The organism is Salmonella sp. SAL04162 (assembly GCF_046551535.1).
GTDB lineage: Bacteria > Pseudomonadota > Gammaproteobacteria > Enterobacterales > Enterobacteriaceae > Salmonella > Salmonella enterica.
On the sequence record NZ_JBGDVX010000001.1, the window covers coordinates 578,201 to 597,672 of the forward strand.

Genomic DNA, 19,472 nt, shown 5'->3' on the forward strand with positions numbered 1-19,472 from the left:
TAGGTAAAGGTGAATATGGGTAAAGCTCTTGTCATCGTTGAGTCCCCGGCAAAAGCCAAAACGATCAACAAGTATCTGGGTAATGACTACGTGGTGAAATCCAGCGTGGGTCATATCCGTGATTTGCCGACCAGTGGCTCAGCAGCTAAAAAGAGCGCCGACTCTACCTCCACCAAAACGGCTAAAAAGCCCAAAAAGGATGAACGTGGCGCTCTCGTCAACCGTATGGGGGTTGATCCGTGGCACAACTGGGATGCGCACTATGAAGTGCTGCCCGGTAAAGAGAAGGTCGTCTCTGAACTGAAACAGTTGGCGGAAAAAGCCGACCACATCTATCTCGCAACCGACCTTGACCGCGAAGGGGAAGCCATTGCATGGCACCTGCGGGAAGTGATCGGCGGCGATGACGCGCGCTACAGTCGCGTAGTCTTTAACGAAATAACCAAAAATGCCATTCGCCAGGCGTTTGAACAGCCGGGCGAGCTGAACATTAACAGGGTCAACGCCCAGCAAGCGCGCCGCTTTATGGACCGCGTGGTAGGCTATATGGTCTCGCCGCTGCTGTGGAAAAAGATCGCCCGTGGTTTGTCGGCAGGTCGCGTTCAGTCTGTCGCGGTCCGTCTGGTCGTTGAGCGCGAGCGCGAGATTAAAGCGTTTGTTCCGGAAGAGTTCTGGGAAATTGACGCTAATACGACGACGCCGTCTGGCGAGGCGCTACCGCTACAGGTCACGCATCAGAACGACAAGCCATTCCGGCCGGTAAATCGCGAGCAGACGCTTGCCGCCGTCAGCTTGCTGGAAAAAGCCAGCTATAGCGTGCTGGAGCGAGAAGACAAGCCGACCAGCAGCAAGCCAGGCGCGCCGTTTATCACCTCCACGCTACAGCAGGCGGCCAGCACCCGGCTGGGCTTTGGCGTGAAGAAAACCATGATGATGGCGCAGCGTCTGTATGAGGCGGGCTACATCACCTATATGCGTACAGACTCCACCAACCTGAGTCAGGATGCGGTCAACATGGTGCGCGGTTATATTGGCGATAATTTCGGCAAGAAATACCTGCCGGATAACCCGAACCAGTACGCCAGCAAAGAAAACTCTCAGGAAGCGCACGAAGCGATCCGTCCTTCCGACGTTGCTGTCATGGCGGAGTCGCTGAAAGACATGGAGGCTGACGCGCAGAAGTTGTATCAACTAATTTGGCGTCAGTTTGTCGCCTGTCAGATGACGCCAGCACAATATGACTCTACTACGCTTACCGTTGGCGCAGGCGAGTTCCGCCTGAAAGCGCGTGGGCGTATTTTGCGCTTTGACGGCTGGACAAAAGTGATGCCGGCGCTGCGTAAAGGCGATGAAGATCGCACATTGCCTGCCGTGAATAAGGGCGATGCGCTGACGCTACTTGAATTGACGCCTGCTCAGCACTTTACTAAACCGCCAGCCCGGTTTAGCGAGGCTTCTCTGGTTAAAGAGCTTGAGAAGCGCGGTATTGGTCGTCCGTCTACCTATGCGTCGATTATCTCGACCATTCAGGATCGCGGCTATGTTCGCGTTGAAAACCGTCGTTTCTATGCGGAAAAAATGGGTGAAATCGTCACCGATCGGCTGGAAGAAAACTTCCGCGAATTGATGAACTACGATTTTACCGCGCAGATGGAAGATAGTCTGGATCAGGTTGCAAATCACCAGGCCGAGTGGAAAGCGGTACTGGATAACTTCTTCAGCGATTTTACTCAGCAGCTCGATAAAGCCGAGAAAGATCCGGAAGAAGGGGGGATGCGTCCTAACCAGATGGTGCTGACCAGCATCGACTGTCCAACCTGTGGCCGTAAAATGGGAATTCGTACTGCCAGTACGGGGGTTTTCCTTGGATGTTCAGGTTATGCGCTTTCGCCGAAAGAGCGTTGTAAAACGACCATTAACCTGGTGCCGGAAAATGAAGTTCTGAACGTGCTGGAAGGCGACGACGCCGAAACCAACGCCCTGCGCGCCAAACGTCGCTGTCAGAAGTGCGGTACGGCGATGGACAGCTATCTGATCGATCCGAAGCGTAAATTGCATGTGTGTGGTAATAACCCGACCTGTGACGGCTACGAGATTGAAGAAGGCGAGTTCCGCATCAAAGGGTATGACGGCCCGATCGTTGAGTGTGAGAAATGTGGTTCCGAAATGCACCTGAAAATGGGGCGTTTTGGTAAGTACATGGCCTGTACTAACGACGAATGTAAAAATACCCGTAAGATCTTGCGTAACGGCGAAGTTGCGCCGCCGAAGGAAGATCCTGTTCCATTGCCGGAACTGCCGTGTGAAAAATCGGACGCGTACTTTGTGCTGCGCGATGGTGCCGCAGGGATATTCCTGGCGGCCAATACGTTCCCGAAATCACGCGAAACGCGCGCGCCATTAGTCGAGGAGCTATACCGGTTCCGCGATCGCCTGCCGGAAAAACTGCGTTATCTGGCGGATGCGCCGCAGCAGGATCCGGAAGGCAATAAAACCGTTGTTCGCTTTAGCCGCAAAACAAAACAGCAGTACGTTGCGGCGGAAAAAGACGGGAAGGCGACGGGATGGTCAGCGTTCTTCGTCGACGGCAAGTGGGTTGAAGGCAAGAAATAACCCCTGCCTGTCGTCACTATAGTCAAGCGGGCCGCGTAAGCGGCCCTTTTTTATATACCCTTCATATTTAAAGTGGCTTATGTGTTGGCTACGGATTACTCGGCCCATCCATGGGCCTCGTCCTGACGGGCCGTCGCACGCGACGTTCAAATCTGCTCCCGGCAGATTTGTCGCTCATCCCAGTCACCTTATGCTCCTGGGGACTCACTCTCTTGCCGCCTTTAAGCACTCGAATTATTTTGGGTATAGCGGCCTTATTATTTTATCGCGCTGGCTATACAGTTCAGATATAAATGATATAGTGGTTATAGTTAACACCTTTTTTATTATTAAATCGTATTAGCAGCCCGATTAAGTCTGCAGATAAACGATGGCCTGATGGCGCTAATCTGGATGATGTATTATGAAATTGCAGCAGCTTCGTTACATTGTTGAAGTGGTTAATCATAACCTTAACGTCTCCTCTACCGCTGAGGGGTTGTATACTTCCCAGCCGGGGATCAGCAAGCAGGTTAGGATGCTGGAAGATGAGCTTGGCATCCAGATTTTCGCCCGCAGCGGTAAGCATCTGACTCAGGTGACGCCCGCAGGACAGGAGATTATTCGTATTGCGCGTGAGGTGCTTTCCAAAGTCGATGCCATTAAGTCGGTCGCCGGCGAGCACACCTGGCCGGATAAAGGCTCGCTCTATATTGCCACTACCCATACTCAGGCGCGTTACGCATTGCCAGGCGTGATTAAAGGCTTCATCGAGCGTTATCCGCGCGTTTCGCTGCATATGCACCAGGGGTCGCCAACGCAGATTGCGGAAGCGGTATCGAAAGGGAACGCCGATTTCGCGATTGCCACAGAAGCGCTGCATTTATATGACGATCTGGTGATGTTGCCATGCTATCACTGGAACCGTTCGATAGTGGTGACGCCGGATCATCCATTGGCGGCAACGTCTTCCGTAACGATTGAAGCGCTGGCGAAGTATCCGCTGGTGACGTATACCTTCGGCTTTACCGGGCGTTCCGAACTGGATACCGCTTTTAATCGCGCAGGGTTAACGCCGCGGATCGTCTTTACAGCAACCGATGCGGATGTGATTAAAACGTATGTCAGGTTGGGGCTGGGCGTTGGCGTCATTGCCAGCATGGCGGTCGATCCGCTTGCCGATCCTGATTTAGTGCGGATTGACGCGCACGATATTTTTAGCCACAGCACCACAAAAATTGGTTTTCGCCGTAGTACTTTTTTACGCAGCTATATGTACGATTTTATCCAGCGTTTTGCGCCGCATCTGACGCGTGATGTGGTGGATACGGCGGTGGCGTTGCGTTCTAATGAAGAAATTGAAGCGATGTTTCAGGATATAAAGCTGCCTGAAAAGTAATAGCACCGTCGGTTTGTGTCGTAGTGGCATGGCAGACAAAGCCGCTTTTTGCAATATCCCTCAAAGTATTACGGGTAATGATCAGCAAAATAGTGTTGAATTACCCGTCCCGCCAGTTTCTTTTTCCAAATAGTTATCTTGAGTCAAAAGATTGATTTATTCACTGGCAACGATTCGTAAATTGACTGGATTTTTGACTAAAGTTTATTTAGGATTTGTCTCATCTGATGATTAATTGTACCGATTGTTTGGTGCTGAAATGATAAGTGATACCGATAGCATGAGGTTAGTAATGCCTTCTGAAAACCAGGAACCGCGCCGCGACCCTGAGCTCAAACGTAAAGCATGGCTGGCGGTTTTTGTGGGTTCTGCGTTGTTCTGGGTAGTGGTAGCGCTTGTTATCTGGCATTGGTGGGGCTAAGTGAGCATTACGTCGGAACGCGAGCGCGTGGTCGCGCCCCCGATTCAATCTTGTGACGATGATAACACCCCGGATACGACCGTTTTCCGGTCTGTTCCGCAACACTGGACGCTCACACCGCAGCAGCGGGCATTTATTGATGCTTTTGCTGACGAGGTGTCACAAAAATAATATTCGTCTTTTTATTGGCGTTACTGTTTTATTAACGCTGTCTTATTACACCGCAGCAACCGTGTGCTGAGCGCCTCTCAGTATTGATTAAACACAGTTGGTGTCGCCTATGTTAACGTCAAATATAAAGTATTGGTCATGGACTGGCGCGTTTATATTATCGCTACTGTTCTGGGCCGAGTTAATCTGGATTGCCGTCTAATCTCGTCAAAGCCCGATAATGCGCTATTTATCGGGCTTTTTCATCTTCGCTCCTCGCCTGTTAGGTTTCTCCTCTTTTAGCAATTTGGGTTGTTATCAAAACGTTACATTTTGTTTGTGTTATCTTTAATACAACCCTGTGGAGAATCAGGGTAACGCAACCCTGTCATTTAAGGAGGAGCTATGTCGTCAACCCTACGAGAAGCCAGTAAGGATACATTGCAGGCCAAAGATAAAACGTATCATTACTACAGTCTGCCGCTGGCTGCCAAATCCCTGGGCGATATCGCCCGTTTGCCCAAATCACTTAAAGTGTTACTGGAAAACCTGTTGCGCTGGCAGGACGGCGAATCTGTGACTGATGAAGATATTCAGGCGCTGGCCGGTTGGCTTAAAAATGCCCATGCCGATCGTGAAATTGCCTGGCGGCCCGCCCGTGTCCTGATGCAGGACTTTACCGGCGTGCCTGCCGTTGTCGACCTGGCGGCGATGCGTGAAGCCGTTAAACGCCTCGGCGGCGATACGTCGAAAGTGAACCCGTTATCGCCGGTTGATCTGGTTATTGACCACTCTGTGACGGTCGATCATTTCGGCGATGACGATGCGTTTGAAGAAAACGTGCGGCTGGAAATGGAACGTAACCATGAGCGTTATATGTTCCTGAAATGGGGAAAGCAAGCATTCAGTCGTTTCAGCGTGGTGCCACCCGGAACCGGCATTTGCCATCAGGTTAACCTGGAATACCTGGGTAAAGCCGTCTGGAGCGAATTACAGGACGGGGAGTGGATTGCTTACCCGGACTCGCTGGTGGGGACTGACTCCCATACGACCATGATTAATGGTCTGGGCGTATTGGGGTGGGGCGTGGGCGGTATCGAAGCGGAAGCGGCGATGCTTGGTCAGCCCGTGTCGATGCTTATCCCGGATGTCGTCGGCTTTAAGTTAACCGGTAAACTTCGGGAGGGGATCACCGCCACTGACCTGGTGCTAACCGTCACGCAAATGCTGCGTAAGCATGGCGTCGTGGGTAAGTTTGTTGAATTTTATGGTGATGGTCTGGATTCGCTGCCGTTGGCGGATCGCGCGACCATCGCTAATATGTCGCCGGAATATGGCGCCACCTGTGGTTTTTTCCCCATTGACGCCATCACCCTGGAATATATGCGATTAAGCGGGCGTAGCGACGATCTGGTCGAGCTGGTTGAAGCCTACGCGAAGGCGCAGGGAATGTGGCGCAATCCCGGAGACGAACCGGTATTTACCAGTACTCTGGAACTGGATATGGGCGATGTCGAGGCCAGCCTGGCCGGGCCGAAACGCCCACAGGATCGCGTGGCGTTAGGCGATGTGCCGAAAGCCTTTGCCGCCAGCGCCGAGCTGGAGCTGAATACCGCGCAAAGAGATCGCCAGCCGGTTGACTATACGATGAACGGACAGCCATATCAGCTTCCGGATGGCGCTGTCGTCATTGCCGCCATCACCTCCTGCACGAATACCTCGAATCCCAGCGTGCTGATGGCGGCGGGATTACTGGCGAAAAAAGCAGTAACGCTGGGGTTGAAGCGTCAACCGTGGGTCAAGGCTTCTCTGGCGCCGGGGTCAAAAGTGGTATCTGACTATCTGGCGCAGGCCAAACTTACGCCTTATCTGGATGAACTCGGTTTTAACCTGGTCGGTTATGGCTGTACGACCTGTATCGGGAACTCCGGTCCGTTGCCGGAGCCTATTGAGACCGCGATTAAAAAAGGCGATCTGACGGTAGGGGCCGTGCTTTCCGGTAACCGAAATTTTGAAGGGCGTATCCATCCGCTGGTGAAAACGAACTGGCTGGCGTCGCCGCCGCTGGTGGTCGCGTATGCGCTGGCCGGAAACATGAATATTAACCTCGCGACAGACCCGCTGGGGTATGATCGTAAAGGCGATCCGGTATACCTGAAGGATATCTGGCCTTCGGCGCAGGAAATTGCCCGCGCCGTTGAACTGGTATCATCGGATATGTTCCGTAAAGAGTATGCGGAAGTGTTTGAGGGCACGGAAGAATGGAAATCGATTCAGGTTGAATCGTCCGATACCTACGGCTGGCAGTCGGATTCAACCTATATTCGCCTGTCGCCTTTCTTTGATGAAATGCAGGCCCAGCCTGCGCCAGTCAAAGATATCCACGGCGCGCGTATCCTGGCGATGCTGGGGGATTCGGTAACGACCGACCATATTTCTCCGGCCGGCAGTATCAAGCCGGACAGTCCCGCCGGACGCTATCTGCAAAACCACGGCGTTGAGCGGAAGGATTTTAACTCTTATGGATCACGACGCGGCAACCATGAAGTGATGATGCGCGGTACGTTCGCCAATATTCGTATTCGCAACGAAATGCTGCCCGGCGTCGAAGGTGGGATGACGCGGCATTTGCCGGGTACGGAAGCGATGTCGATTTATGATGCCGCGATGCTCTACCAGCAGGAAAAAACGCCGCTGGCGGTGATTGCCGGGAAAGAGTATGGGTCGGGATCGAGCCGTGACTGGGCGGCAAAAGGTCCGCGGCTGTTAGGTATCCGCGTGGTGATCGCCGAGTCGTTCGAACGTATCCACCGCTCAAACCTGATTGGGATGGGGATCCTGCCGCTGGAGTTTCCACAGGGCGTAACGCGTAAAACGCTGGGACTGACCGGGGAAGAGGTGATTGATATCGCGGATCTGCAAAACCTGCGCCCTGGCGCGACCATTCCGGTGACGTTAACGAGATCGGACGGCAGCAAAGAAACGGTACCTTGTCGCTGTCGCATTGATACCGCCACCGAGCTGACTTACTACCAGAATGACGGCATATTGCACTATGTCATTAGAAATATGCTGAACTAAAGCCGTTTATCGGGCCTGCCGTAAACAGGCAGGCCCGCGCTTTAATACCGGTGGCTTACTTGCTTAGCAGGTGGCCCATTTTGGCGGCTTTAGTATCGAGATAATGCTCATTATTTGGATTACGACCCACAATGAGCGGAACGCGTTCCACGATATTAATTCCCGCCTCGGTCAGTATTTCGACTTTCTTCGGATTATTGGTCAGCAGGCGAACTTCATCCACGCCGAGTAATTTGAACATATCCGCGCACAGGGTGAAATCACGCTCATCGGCGGCAAAGCCGAGCTGATGATTGGCCTCCACCGTGTCATAGCCTTGATCCTGTAATGCATAAGCGCGAATTTTATTAAGCAGGCCAATATTGCGGCCTTCCTGACGGTGGTATATCAGAATTCCGCGTCCTTCTTCCGCAATATGCGTCAGCGCGGCTTCCAGTTGAAAACCACAATCACAGCGCAGACTAAAAAGCGCGTCCCCGGTAAGACATTCGGAATGAACGCGAGCCAGTACCGGCGTTTTACCTGAAATATCGCCAAAAACCAGCGCGGCATGGTCGTGTCCGGTTGCCAGTTCTTCAAATCCCACCATCAGAAAGTCACCCAATGGGGTTGGCAGTTTGGCTTCTGCCACACGTTTAAGCTGCATGTATTTCTCCAGATTATGCTGACGCCTGCGGTGTCGTCGCCTGTTGGCTTGTATCCCGCTATTTTGCCATAAGGCGGCGGACATCACCTAATCACTACCACGTAATTGCTCAGGAATGGCACAAATTTGTCAATTTTCCAGTCCGGCGAGAATTTTCAGTTATGATTGTGATACTTACTTATAAAAGGAGCATCCATGCTTTCAATTGCGAGGCGCACCGCGGCAGGAGCCGCCCTGTTGCTTATCATGCCGCTTGCCGTATGGGTATCAGGCTGGCAGTGGCAGCCAGGACATCAGGTCTGGTGGCTAAAAACGCTATTCTGGATAACGGAAACCGTGACCAAACCCTGGGGCGTTATCACGCATGTGATTCTTTGTGGATGGTTCTTATGGTGCCTGCGATTTCGCCTGCGCGCCGCCATTATGCTGTTTGCGATTCTCGGCGGGGCGATTATCGTCGGGCAGGGCGTGAAGTCATGGGTAAAGGAGCGCGTACAGGAGCCGCGGCCATTTGTGGTCTGGCTTGAAAAAACGCACCATATTCCCGTCGATGAGTTCTACACTTTAAAGCGTACAGAACGCGGACATTTAGTGAAAGAGCAGTTGGCCGGGCAACAGAACATCCCCGTTTTCCTGCGTCAGCACTGGCAAAAAGAGACGGGCTTTGCGTTTCCCTCCGGACACACCATGTTTGCAGCGAGCTGGGCGCTTTTGGCCGTGGGTCTGTTATGGCCGCGCAGACGGACTTTCACCATCGCGTTTTTGTTAGTCTGGGCGACCGGCGTAATGGGCAGCCGTTTACTTCTGGGAATGCACTGGCCGCGAGATTTAGTGGTCGCCACGCTCATCTCCTGGCTATTAGTTACCCTGGCGACCTGGCTGGCGCAGCGAATTTGCGGGCCGCTTATGCCGCCTCGTGAAGAAGCGCAAGAAATTGCTGAACGCGAGCAGGAAAGCTGACAACGGTTGATTTTCTGACTATTGCCCTTAAATCATCTGATGGCGGGCGCATTTCCATTTCGCGCGAGGCGGGAAAATGGTAATTTAGAAGGCTGGATGCGGTAAGTTGGACACGATTTATTCGCGCAAACCACATAACGGGAAGTAATGTGAAATATTTACTCATTTTCTTACTGGTATTGGCGATTTTTGTTATTTCGGTGACGCTGGGCGCGCAGAATGATCAACAGGTGACGTTTAACTACCTGCTGGCGCAAGGGGAGTATCGTATCTCCACGTTGCTTGCTGTGCTGTTCGCCGTCGGTTTTGCGATTGGCTGGCTGATTTGCGGCCTGTTCTGGCTGCGGGTCCGCGTTTCCCTTGCCCGCGCTGAACGTAAAATTAAACGACTGGAAAACAAGCTCTCGCCAGCAACCGACGTTGCGGTCCCTGCCGATTCGTCGGTTGTAAAGGAATAATCATTTATGTTGGAGTTGTTATTTCTGTTGTTGCCTGTAGCCGCTGCCTATGGGTGGTATATGGGTCGCAGAAGTGCGCAACAAACAAAACAGGATGAAGCTAACCGCCTGTCGCGCGATTATGTCGCAGGGGTTAACTTCCTGCTGAGTAACCAACAAGATAAAGCGGTGGATCTGTTCCTCGATATGCTTAAAGAGGATACTGGCACCGTTGAGGCTCATCTCACTCTCGGTAATCTGTTTCGCTCTCGCGGCGAAGTCGATCGCGCCATTCGTATTCATCAAACGCTCATGGAAAGCGCTTCATTGACCTATGAACAGCGTTTACTGGCTGTTCAGCAACTGGGGCGCGACTATATGGCCGCCGGTTTATATGACCGCGCGGAAGATATGTTTAACCAACTTACCGACGAAACGGAATTTCGCGTAGGCGCGTTACAGCAGCTCTTGCAAATCTATCAGCTAACCAGCGACTGGCAAAAGGCGATCGAAGTCGCAGAACGGCTGGTGAAACTGGGCAAAGATAAACAGCGTATCGAAATCGCCCACTTTTACTGTGAGTTAGCGTTACAGCAGATGGGCAACGACGACATGGATCGCGCGATGGCGTTGCTGAAAAAAGGTGCCGCCGCAGATAAAAATAGCGCCCGGGTGTCTATCATGATGGGGCGCGTTTATATGGCGAGAGGGGATTACGCCAAAGCGGTCGAAAGCCTGCAACGTGTGATCGTTCAGGATAAAGAGCTGGTCAGCGAAACGCTGGAGATGCTGCAAACCTGTTATCAACAGCTCGGTAAAAATGCCGAGTGGGCGGAGTTTTTACGTCGCGCCGTTGAGGAGAATACCGGTGCTGGCGCTGAGTTAATGCTTGCCGATATTCTGGAAGCGCGTGAAGGTAGTGACGCAGCTCAAGTCTATATCACGCGTCAGCTACAGCGACATCCTACCATGCGGGTGTTCCATAAGCTGATGGATTACCATCTCAATGAGGCGGAAGAAGGGCGAGCGAAAGAAAGCCTGATGGTACTGCGTGATATGGTTGGCGAGCAGGTGCGCAGTAAACCGCGGTATCGTTGTCAGAAATGCGGTTTTACCGCCTATACCTTGTACTGGCACTGTCCGTCCTGCCGGGCATGGTCGACCATTAAACCTATTCGCGGACTTGATGGGCAGTAGTATATAAAAAAAGCTTCACTTTAGTTACAACATACTTAATGACGTAAAACTAGAAACGACGCTGGCATCGGCAGGCAAGGCTTATCAGGTTATCAATCGAACCTGTTAATTTCCCTGCGCCGCAGGTAGAATGCACGCCGTTTATCCAATTTGCGCCACTTCCGGTGCCCATCATCAAGAAGGTCTGGTCATGACGTTTACTGCTTCATCTTCTTCCTGCGCTATTACTGAATCGCCTGTCGTTGTGGCGTTGGATTACCATGAACGCGATAAAGCCCTGGCGTTTGTCGATAAAATCGATCCTCGCGATTGTCGCTTAAAAGTAGGCAAAGAGATGTTCACGCTGTTTGGTCCACAGCTCGTTCGGGATCTCCAGCAGCGTGGGTTTGATGTCTTTCTTGATCTAAAATTTCATGATATTCCCAACACCACGGCCCGGGCAGTCGCCGCAGCGGCAGACCTGGGCGTCTGGATGGTAAACGTTCACGCGTCTGGCGGGGCGAGAATGATGGCCGCAGCGCGCGACGCGCTGGCGCCATTCGGTAAAGATGCGCCGTTGCTCATTGCCGTGACCGTGTTGACCAGTATGGAAACCAGCGATCTACGCGATCTGGGCGTGACGTTGTCACCGGCGGAACATGCGGAGCGGCTGGCGCGCCTGACGCAGCAATGCGGGCTGGATGGCGTGGTCTGTTCCGCTCAGGAAGCGGTCAGATTTAAACAGGCCTTTGGCGCTGCATTTAAGCTGGTGACGCCGGGCATTCGGCCCGCAGGCAGCGAGGCAGGCGATCAGCGACGCATTATGACGCCCGAACAGGCATTATCCGCCGGCGTCGACTATATGGTGATTGGCCGCCCGGTTACGCAATCGGTAGATCCGGCGCAAACGCTGAAGGATATTAACGCGTCACTGAAACGGGAGGCATAATGAGCGATTCCAATAGTCGTCTGGTTTATTCAACACAGACGGGGCGCATTGAAGAACCTAAAACGGCGCCGGTTCGTCCCAAAGGGGATGGTATCGTTCGCATTCAGCGTCAAACCAGTGGCCGTAAGGGTAAAGGCGTATGTTTGATTACCGGTATCGAGATGAATGATGCGGAATTAACCAAACTGGCGGCTGAACTGAAGAAAAAATGCGGCTGTGGCGGGGCAGTAAAAGAAGGGATTATTGAAATTCAGGGTGATAAACGCGACTTGATAAAATCATTGCTGGAAGCTAAAGGAATGAAAGTAAAATTAGCTGGCGGCTAATGAAAACGCCACGGTTGTAAATTACCGTGGCGTAAAAGTCAACTTTGTCTATTTTTGTAATCCAGACCTGAAAAGAATAAACGTATTATTTTGAGCCGTTCAATATTTAAACGTCTGGATTATTTTCCAACCTGGTGACCAATCACGCCGCCGACCGCCGCGCCGCCCAGGGTGCCTAATGTACTGCCGTCCGTTAACACTGCGCCGCCTAACGCCCCCGCACCTGCGCCAATAGCCGTGTTGCGATCGCGCTTGGACCAGTTTGAGCAGGCGCTCAGAGACATTGCTACGGTGATTGCCAGCACAGCAGCGGCCATTTTTTTGCTCGTCATAAACATAATACTCTCTCCTGAATTAACGATTCACGGAATTAAGCTCACTATAACTATAGTTAAAATAAAACCTGTTAAGAGATTTTCCGTAAAACCTGATTGCGCAGGGGTATATCACGCAGGTGATAGTCACTTCCTGTTATTTCGCTAATATTAATTTTACGACGTTACGCTCGTTACAACAGGTAAATAGTCTTAATTGGGATGTCAGAAAAGTCTTAGAGAGAGGATGATTTGCCATAGGGCAAACCATCGGGAAATATTTTAAACGGATGAGCCAATAACATTGACTAGCAGCCCTGCATGTTCTAACTGCATTTGATCGCTGGCGGAAATTCTGGAATCCGTAATGACACGATGGAAGCGAGAGAGCGGGCCCAGGGGATAGGGATGCACACAGCCAAATTTGGAGCTGTCGGTGAGGACAATCGCTTCTGAGCCTTTTTCCAGAACAGCGTTAACCACATCCGATCGCATCATATCGCGTCCGGTAAAGCCGGTATCAGCCTGCCAGCCATCAATACCGATAAATGCTTTGCTGAAATGCACTTGATGGATAAACTGTCGCGTCAACGGCCCTACCATGCTTTCACTTTTTTTCTGATAGATTCCACCGAGGAGAATGACTTCGCAAGGAGTTTCTTTGAGCAGATGCGCGATATAACTGCTCACGGTGATGATCGTGACATCTTTTTGTTCCGCCAACGTCCGGGCCAATAGCGCATTGCTGCTGCCATTTTCAATAAAAACGGATTCCCCTGGACTGACCAGCGAGGCGGCGAACTCCGCCAGTCGGCGTTTTAGCGTGTAGTTCGTCATCATGCGAGTCTCTACGTCATCGCTCTCAAGCGAAACGGCGAAACCGTGCGCACGGCGTAAATAGCTCTGCTTTTCCAGGGTATTCAGATCCTGACGAATCGTGACTTCAGATACGCCGGTAATTTTCGCCAGTTCAGCAACGCTCATCTGGCCTTTATCAACCACCATTTGCAAAATTGATTGTTGTCGGGAGTTCATAGTATTAATTTTATACGTTAAGAGGAGTCAACAGACAGTTAGAGAGCCGGGAAGGGCTAACGGCCATCCCGGACAAATTATCGCTATCAGATTTCCCAGGGCGACCCGGGAGCCTGGGATGGCGAGATACCGTCTTTAACCTGATCTAACAGCTCTGCTCTCAATATTTCAAGGTTATTGATGGCCGAGTGGTAATCGCCAGCAACAAGGATATCCAGCACGGTATCAATGCGTGCGGCAATTCGTTGTGCTTCGATATCAGACATGTTTGTCATCCTTAATGTCAGAAAAGGTTTCAATTCATGATGCAGAAATTAATCTGAAAAGAGAAGGGAAAAATAGGGCTATGCCTGTCTGCACAGGCTGTTCTCCCTATTATCGTCGCCATTAACGCATTTTTTTCGTCTGATAACGTTTGTACCAGCGTTCAAAAGAAACGGCGGGCATAGGTTTGGCGAATAAAAAACCCTGTCGTTCATTGACGCCGTTTTTTGTCAGGAAGGCATCTTCTTTAGCATTTTCTACACCTTCGGCAATCACTTGTAAATTTAGCGCCTGAGCCACCGCGACAATCGCCCTAACCAGAGATTGCGACAGCGGTTGCTTATGGATATCTCTGACGAAAGCCTGATCCAGTTTAACGGCATCAATAGGGAACCGGGCGAGTTGAGAAAGCGAAGAATACCCGGTGCCAAAATCATCCAGATGGATCTGAGCGCCGAGCTGACTAAATTGCTGGATAACCGATAGCGCCAGCGTGTCGTTTTCGATCAGGCAGCTTTCCGTTAGCTCGACATCGATCGGGCAATACTCAAAATTCAGATCGTACAAAGCCTGTTTAAGCGCAGTAAAAAGCGTCTGGTCGGCCAGTTGTCGCGCCGAAAAGTTAACGGCTACGCGCAAGTTAATCCCTTTATCGCGCCATTTCGCAATCTGGCGAACCACATCCAGAATCACCCAGCGGCCCAGCGGGACGATGAGTCCTGACTCTTCGGCGTATGAGATGAACTCCAGCGGCGGAATTAATCCGCGTTCCGGCGATTGCCAGCGTACCAGCGCTTCCAGGCTACGTACTTCGCCGCGCCAGGTAATTTTGGGCTGATAGTGAATAAGTAACTGGTCGTTTTCCAGCGCTTTTCGCAGGTTTGTATCCAGCCAGTGATAGTCAAATACGCGCTGATTCATTTCCGGCGAAAAAACGCAGAACTGACCGCGGCCGCCTTCTTTGGCGTTATACATTGCGGTGTCGGCAGTGCGAATGAGACTTTCGCTGTCCTGTCCGTGCCGGGGGGCCAACGAAATGCCAATGGCGCATCCCGTGTAAACTTCAATGAGTCCAATACGAAACGGTTGCCGCAGACGGGTAAGAATTCGTGAGGCTACTGCTTCCAGCGCGGCCTGAGACGTATGGGCAGCGAGGACAATGAATTCATCTCCCCCCAGTCTGGCCAGCAATTGATCTTCCTCCAGACAACTCAACAGCGCCAGCGAAACGGCCTGTAGGAGCTGATCGCCAAACATATGCCCATAGGCGTCATTAATTTTCTTGAAATTATCCAGATCGAGATAAACGATACCCACCTGCGACTCCCCAGCCGAGGCAATAGCATGATTAATAAATTCATGAATAGCATTGCGATTGGGCAGGCCGGTGACGGTGTCTGTATTCGCCAGTATGCGTAAACGCTCCTGAGCCCGCCTTTCTTCGGTGATATCCGTGCCTGCGCAGATCAGGAAAATTTCGTTTTTTCCGCTGCCGTTATGGACGAATTTATTACGAAATAAGAACAGGCGTTGGCCTTTACGGGTCTTTATCCAGCGTTCGATTTCATAGGCATTGCCATTGCGAAAAAAATTCTCAATGTAGTGCCGGGAGGCAACCGCCTCCCGGCGACTCATAAATAATTTAAAGACGCTTTGACCAATTACATCTCGCTCTTTTAAGCCCGTGTACTCTTCGCATGACTGATTAAATCGACAGATTTTTCCCTGACTATCCAGTATCGCAATGACTGAGTTGGCTTCTGATACGATTTGTTCGGCAAAAGAGAGCTCCTGCGCCTGCGTTGGCGCGACGGCAGGCGTATCAGGCCAGGTTGCCAGGCTGCCAGCCCATTCACGGTTATTAATCTTACGGCCTACCAGGTGTACTACGGTAACCTGTTTTTCTATCAACAACGTTATCAGCAGACTGGACGTAATCGCCGTTATTTCCCGGATACGCCCGGCTTGCTCCGGCGATAGCTCGACCGTTTTTTCTGTATCCGTTTCACCTGTCGGGGAGAGATACAGCACGTTGCGGTTATCAGCCAGACGCCAGTGAGAGTGAAGGGGACTTAGCGCCGTTTGTTCCTGAATCTGTTTCATCATGCATACCATCCCATTTAAGCGCCAGGTGCCCGAAAAGAAAGGTTAGCCATGTTATAAATAAGGGTAATTATGGCTGAACGTATTGTTTTATCTATGTATTCATATGTAATCCAGATTCTGGAAAAAGCATAGTCGCCAGCTAAAAATAACAAGAAATGGGGTGCTTGAATAAGATTAAACGCAGAGCATGACGGAAGGGAGAAGAAGAAAAGAAACGGCCTTTGCCTTCTCAGCAAAGGCCGTTGAGCGAGCTAAGCGTGGTTACGCTGCCGGTCGGGCAATAATGCTGCGGGTTTCCATGCGAACTTCCGCAATAGTGACATCAATGACATCCGTCACTTTATAAACCGTCTCACCTTTAATCTGTACCGTACCGTTTTCCTGGCTGCATACCAGTTCATCGCGAACGGCGTGCAGGAACGGGGCAGGGATAAAGGCGATAGCGCCGTTATCGACCAGTCGCACACGCATACCACCGCGGCTGACGTCAATAATTTCTGCCGCGAAACGGGTATTTGTCCCCGCCTTATCGTTAAGGAAGCGTGCATATAACCAGTCGCCGACATCGCGCTCCGCCATACGGTTCAGGCGACGGCGTTCCGCCATTTGCTGGGTGATATCTTCCTGCGGACGCGCAATAGCTTCCCCCTTGATGACCGCTTTCAGCAGGCGATGGTTAATCATATCGCCATACTTACGGATGGGAGAAGTCCAGGTGGCGTAAGCCTCAAGACCAAGACCGAAATGCGGCCCCGGCTCGGTGCTGATTTCCGCAAAAGACTGGAAGCGACGAATGCGGCTGTCAAGGAAACCGGAGGGTTGCGCATCCAGTTCGCGACGCAGTTTACAGAAGCCTTCCAGCGTCAGCACCTCTTCGGCATCGACATGCAGACCATGCGTTTTAAGCAGTGCGGCCAGCGCGTCGGCATTCGCGGGATCGAAGCCCGTATGTACGTTGTAAATACCGAAACCGAGCTTATCGCGCAGTACGCGCGCGGCGCAAAGGTTAGCGGCGATCATCGACTCTTCTACGATACGGTTAGCGATACGGCGCGGTTCCGCCACAATATCCAATACTTCGCCTTTTTCGCCAAGCACAAAGCGGTAATCCGGGCGGTCTTTAAAGACTAACGCATGATGATGACGCCACTCACTGCGGCTTAAACAAATACGGTGCAACAGACGAATTTGCTGGGCAATGCCTTCGTTATCCGGCTGCCAGGTGCCATTATTTTCCAGCCAGTCGGAGACATTGTCGTACGCCAGCTTGGCCTTCGATTCGATCGTGGCCGCAAAAAAGGCGATATCATCGTCAATGGTGCCGTCTGCGGCGATTATCATGCGACAGGCGAGCGCCGGACGCACTTCGTTGGCGCGCAGTGAGCACAGATCGTCAGACAGCTCACGCGGCAGCATAGGAATATTGAAGCCCGGCAGGTAGTTGGTGAAGGCGCGAATTTTCGCGGCGTTATCCAGCTTACTGCCTTCGGCAATCCAGGCGGTAGGATCGGCGATAGCCACCGTAAGCTGGAGTCTGCCGTCCGCTAATTCCTCAGCATAAAGCGCGTCATCCATATCTTCAGTGCTGGCGCTATCGATAGTGACGAAATTCAGCGCGGTCAGATCCTGGCGCTCCAGCCCTTCGTCCAGCATCTCCGTCGCTACGCCGTTCGGCGCTTCTTTTTCCAGGTTGTGGCGGGCAAGCGTAACCCACCAGGGAACAAAGTGATCGTCGGCAAAGGTGATGTACTGCGTTAAATCGGCGTAAAACGAACGGTCGCCTTTAAGCGGATGGCGGCGCATTTCAGCAACCGCCCAGTCACCTTCTTTGAACTCATGCTGAACGCCGCGCGCGGCGCGGCAGGGAATCGCGTCTTTCAGCAACGGATGATCCGGCACGATGGACAGGCGGTCATTTTTACCCTGAACTTTTCCCACAAAGCGCGTCAGGAACGGTTCGATCAGTTCTTCCGGCTCGGCAGACTCCCGTTCTTTTTCCGTGTGGATGACCGCGACGATACGATCGCCATGCATCACTTTTTTCATCTGCGGCGGAGGAATGAAATAGCTTTTTTGCGCGTCAACTTCAAGGAAGCCAAAGCCTTTTTCCGTGGCTTTTACGACCCCTTCAGCGCGCGGCGTCTGGGAATGCAGTTGCTGTTTAAGCTGCGCTAGCAGCGGGTTGTCCTGAAACATATTCGTCTATTTTCGTAGCCAAAAGAGCGGCTGACAGTTTTACGCGATTCTGCCTGGCGCAGCAAGCGCTCTTTCTGTAATGGATGAGTTAATAGGTTTCGCCCAACGCGATTTTTAAACGATTTAACCATCCGCACACGCCGCACCAGCCTAACATGTTAATGGCCTGCTCCGATGAAACACCCCTGGTGAGTAGCGGGAAAAAATGCGCGGCGCTAAAGCGATCGGGCGCTCTGGTGAGCCATTGTATCGCCTGTGTCAGCGCAGGCTCAAGTTCCCAACGAACGATGTCGTCGTCTTCCTGGCGTAACGTGATGACAGCGCGACGCCACGCGCCAGGTTGGGTTGCCTGTTCGTTAAAGCAGGCGGCGCTGCCGTTGATACGTGATGTGAGGAGCGTGATAAGTGGAAGTAAAGAAGGGGGCGACGCGGTGTGTAATGTGCTGGTCAGTATGCGTTCGAGTAACGCGAATGAAGACGGATCGCGGATGAGTACCGGCGCCATCATTTGGCATTGTGAAGACGAATATTGCCGCCGAACTTTGGTATGGGCGGGAGGATATTCTACCAGACTGGCGGCGGGCCGCCATGTCGTCTGGGGGTTTCGAAACCGCGCGGCCCTGGCAAAGCGCTGCATCTCCTGGCCGGGCAGCTCACGCACGGGCAGACGGCAAAACGCCTGAAATATCGCCGCTACCCGCGCCTGAAAACCGATAAACCCAATGATCTGATTGATGAGTACGGTATCCCGGGCGGTTAATCCCACCTCTGCAAGCTGTTCGCGGGCCCGCGTATTGATAACGGAGGGGGAGCCGGCAAGCTGACGAGCGTATTGCGTAATTTGCGCCAGCCGTTGATTGCTCTCTCTTGAGGCGTCAGGGCCAGGTAGCGGCGCCAGACGCGCGGCATAATAGCGGCACAAACGCTGAACCCCAAATACTTGAGCGGCGGTCAGCGCGGTGCTCATACGTTCATAGGCGCTAAACGTATGAAGCCGGTCGTTGAGAACCGTGCGGGGAAATAAGACATCCGCCAACTGGCGAGCGGGCTTTAACCATGGTTCAAAAGGCGTCAACGCGGTTTCTGCTACCGCTAAATCCAGTAAAAATCGATCGTTAACATACGCGGCTTCCGGCATTAGCGAAAGCGGGGTTTGTGACGACATAGTGGATTGTGTTTCATGATACCAGTGGCTTTTACCCGCTTTTCGGCATTGTTCCATAGGGTTTCCCGAGGATGAAATGGCGATCGATAATGATTCGGCGTCGGATCGTTTATGCTGGATTATCCTGGCGTATGCGGGAAAGGGATGAAAGATTGTTAGGTGATAACAAATATCAGAACGCTATATAACGAGATGAGCGGTGAGTGAGGGGAGTGGGGCAGCACAGCCGTGCCGCCCGCTAATAAACTTAATGCG

Annotated in this window: 17 protein-coding genes and 1 pseudogene; 11 read left to right on the forward strand and 7 right to left on the reverse strand. The window is 52.1% G+C overall.

What is annotated here, in order from left to right; genetic code table 11:
- The first annotated feature begins 15 nt into the window (after positions 1-15).
- The 6 genes from topA to acnA all read left to right on the forward strand — a co-directional run bounded on the left by topA (position 16) and on the right by acnA (position 7,643).
- Positions 16-2,613 (forward strand): type I DNA topoisomerase, encoded by a 2,598-nt coding sequence (gene topA / locus ACLJRH_RS03130; RefSeq protein WP_000513597.1) that lies wholly within the window; start codon positions 16-18, stop codon positions 2,611-2,613.
- A gap of 403 nt (positions 2,614-3,016) precedes the next feature.
- A complete protein-coding gene (gene cysB / locus ACLJRH_RS03135; protein WP_000776232.1) occupies positions 3,017-3,991 on the forward strand; it encodes an HTH-type transcriptional regulator CysB in 975 nt (324 codons plus the stop codon).
- A 280-nt stretch (positions 3,992-4,271) separates the two neighbouring features.
- Complete coding sequence (locus ACLJRH_RS03140) at positions 4,272-4,412, forward strand: YmiA family putative membrane protein (RefSeq protein WP_213083417.1); 141 nt, start codon at positions 4,272-4,274, stop codon at positions 4,410-4,412.
- Positions 4,413-4,583, forward strand: coding sequence for a hypothetical protein (locus ACLJRH_RS03145; RefSeq protein ID WP_000029025.1), 171 nt, complete (start codon positions 4,413-4,415; stop codon positions 4,581-4,583).
- A gap of 109 nt (positions 4,584-4,692) precedes the next feature.
- Positions 4,693-4,785 (forward strand): small membrane protein YmiC, encoded by a 93-nt coding sequence (gene ymiC / locus ACLJRH_RS03150; protein WP_223148964.1) that lies wholly within the window; start codon positions 4,693-4,695, stop codon positions 4,783-4,785.
- Positions 4,786-4,967: 182 nt separating this feature from the next.
- The gene (gene acnA, locus ACLJRH_RS03155) at positions 4,968-7,643 is read left to right on the forward strand and encodes an aconitate hydratase AcnA (protein ID WP_000099470.1); all 2,676 of its coding nucleotides are present in this window, start codon (positions 4,968-4,970) and stop codon (positions 7,641-7,643) included.
- Between the two features lie 55 nt (positions 7,644-7,698).
- Here acnA and ribA read toward each other — a convergent pair whose 3' ends face one another.
- Positions 7,699-8,289 (reverse strand): GTP cyclohydrolase II, encoded by a 591-nt coding sequence (gene ribA, locus ACLJRH_RS03160; protein ID WP_001176284.1) that lies wholly within the window; start codon positions 8,287-8,289, stop codon positions 7,699-7,701.
- 195 nt (positions 8,290-8,484) lie between these two features.
- Between ribA and pgpB the strand changes: the two genes are divergently transcribed.
- The 5 genes from pgpB to yciH all read left to right on the forward strand — a co-directional run bounded on the left by pgpB (position 8,485) and on the right by yciH (position 12,137).
- On the forward strand, positions 8,485-9,249 hold the full coding sequence (pgpB, locus tag ACLJRH_RS03165; RefSeq protein WP_000948651.1) for a phosphatidylglycerophosphatase B: 765 nt from the start codon (positions 8,485-8,487) through the stop codon (positions 9,247-9,249).
- A 149-nt stretch (positions 9,250-9,398) separates the two neighbouring features.
- The gene (locus ACLJRH_RS03170) at positions 9,399-9,707 is read left to right on the forward strand and encodes a LapA family protein (protein ID WP_000876301.1); all 309 of its coding nucleotides are present in this window, start codon (positions 9,399-9,401) and stop codon (positions 9,705-9,707) included.
- A 6-nt stretch (positions 9,708-9,713) separates the two neighbouring features.
- Complete coding sequence (gene lapB / locus ACLJRH_RS03175) at positions 9,714-10,883, forward strand: lipopolysaccharide assembly protein LapB (RefSeq protein WP_000891378.1); 1,170 nt, start codon at positions 9,714-9,716, stop codon at positions 10,881-10,883.
- Between the two features lie 190 nt (positions 10,884-11,073).
- On the forward strand, positions 11,074-11,811 hold the full coding sequence (gene pyrF, locus ACLJRH_RS03180) for an orotidine-5'-phosphate decarboxylase (protein WP_001537903.1): 738 nt from the start codon (positions 11,074-11,076) through the stop codon (positions 11,809-11,811).
- Positions 11,811-12,137, forward strand: a complete 327-nt coding sequence (yciH, locus tag ACLJRH_RS03185; protein WP_001285199.1) for a stress response translation initiation inhibitor YciH — start codon at positions 11,811-11,813, stop codon at positions 12,135-12,137. The genes pyrF and yciH overlap by 1 nt, the downstream gene beginning before the upstream one ends.
- Before the next feature lie 119 nt (positions 12,138-12,256).
- Here yciH and osmB read toward each other — a convergent pair whose 3' ends face one another.
- The 6 genes and pseudogenes from osmB to ACLJRH_RS03215 all read right to left on the reverse strand — a co-directional run.
- The gene (gene osmB / locus ACLJRH_RS03190; protein ID WP_000481166.1) at positions 12,257-12,475 is read right to left on the reverse strand and encodes an osmotically-inducible lipoprotein OsmB; all 219 of its coding nucleotides are present in this window, start codon (positions 12,473-12,475) and stop codon (positions 12,257-12,259) included.
- 258 nt (positions 12,476-12,733) lie between these two features.
- Entirely contained in the window at positions 12,734-13,486 is a 753-nt protein-coding gene (locus tag ACLJRH_RS03195; RefSeq protein WP_001088594.1) for a DNA-binding transcriptional regulator YciT, read from the reverse strand.
- Between the two features lie 86 nt (positions 13,487-13,572).
- Complete coding sequence (locus ACLJRH_RS03200; RefSeq protein ID WP_001279854.1) at positions 13,573-13,752, reverse strand: hypothetical protein; 180 nt, start codon at positions 13,750-13,752, stop codon at positions 13,573-13,575.
- 121 nt (positions 13,753-13,873) lie between these two features.
- Entirely contained in the window at positions 13,874-15,856 is a 1,983-nt protein-coding gene (pdeR, locus tag ACLJRH_RS03205) for a cyclic di-GMP phosphodiesterase (protein ID WP_000977609.1), read from the reverse strand.
- Between the two features lie 261 nt (positions 15,857-16,117).
- The gene (locus tag ACLJRH_RS03210) at positions 16,118-18,052 is read right to left on the reverse strand and encodes an exoribonuclease II (RefSeq protein WP_000485041.1); all 1,935 of its coding nucleotides are present in this window, start codon (positions 18,050-18,052) and stop codon (positions 16,118-16,120) included.
- A 244-nt stretch (positions 18,053-18,296) separates the two neighbouring features.
- Positions 18,297-19,274, reverse strand: a pseudogene (locus tag ACLJRH_RS03215) (CMD domain-containing protein); the annotation flags it as partial.
- Positions 19,275-19,472 lie beyond the last annotated feature (198 nt).

Coding starts and splice junctions, on each gene's coding strand:
- topA (WP_000513597.1), top strand. CDS start 16: ATGGGTAAAGCTCTTGTCATCGTTGAGTCCCCGGCAAAAGCCAAAACG.
- cysB (WP_000776232.1), top strand. CDS start 3,017: ATGAAATTGCAGCAGCTTCGTTACATTGTTGAAGTGGTTAATCATAAC.
- ACLJRH_RS03140 (WP_213083417.1), top strand. CDS start 4,272: ATGAGGTTAGTAATGCCTTCTGAAAACCAGGAACCGCGCCGCGACCCT.
- ymiC (WP_223148964.1), top strand. CDS start 4,693: ATGTTAACGTCAAATATAAAGTATTGGTCATGGACTGGCGCGTTTATA.
- acnA (WP_000099470.1), top strand. CDS start 4,968: ATGTCGTCAACCCTACGAGAAGCCAGTAAGGATACATTGCAGGCCAAA.
- ribA (WP_001176284.1), bottom strand. CDS start 8,289: ATGCAGCTTAAACGTGTGGCAGAAGCCAAACTGCCAACCCCATTGGGT.
- pgpB (WP_000948651.1), top strand. CDS start 8,485: ATGCTTTCAATTGCGAGGCGCACCGCGGCAGGAGCCGCCCTGTTGCTT.
- lapB (WP_000891378.1), top strand. CDS start 9,714: ATGTTGGAGTTGTTATTTCTGTTGTTGCCTGTAGCCGCTGCCTATGGG.
- pyrF (WP_001537903.1), top strand. CDS start 11,074: ATGACGTTTACTGCTTCATCTTCTTCCTGCGCTATTACTGAATCGCCT.
- yciH (WP_001285199.1), top strand. CDS start 11,811: ATGAGCGATTCCAATAGTCGTCTGGTTTATTCAACACAGACGGGGCGC.
- osmB (WP_000481166.1), bottom strand. CDS start 12,475: ATGTTTATGACGAGCAAAAAAATGGCCGCTGCTGTGCTGGCAATCACC.
- ACLJRH_RS03195 (WP_001088594.1), bottom strand. CDS start 13,486: ATGAACTCCCGACAACAATCAATTTTGCAAATGGTGGTTGATAAAGGC.
- ACLJRH_RS03200 (WP_001279854.1), bottom strand. CDS start 13,752: ATGTCTGATATCGAAGCACAACGAATTGCCGCACGCATTGATACCGTG.
- pdeR (WP_000977609.1), bottom strand. CDS start 15,856: ATGATGAAACAGATTCAGGAACAAACGGCGCTAAGTCCCCTTCACTCT.
- ACLJRH_RS03210 (WP_000485041.1), bottom strand. CDS start 18,052: ATGTTTCAGGACAACCCGCTGCTAGCGCAGCTTAAACAGCAACTGCAT.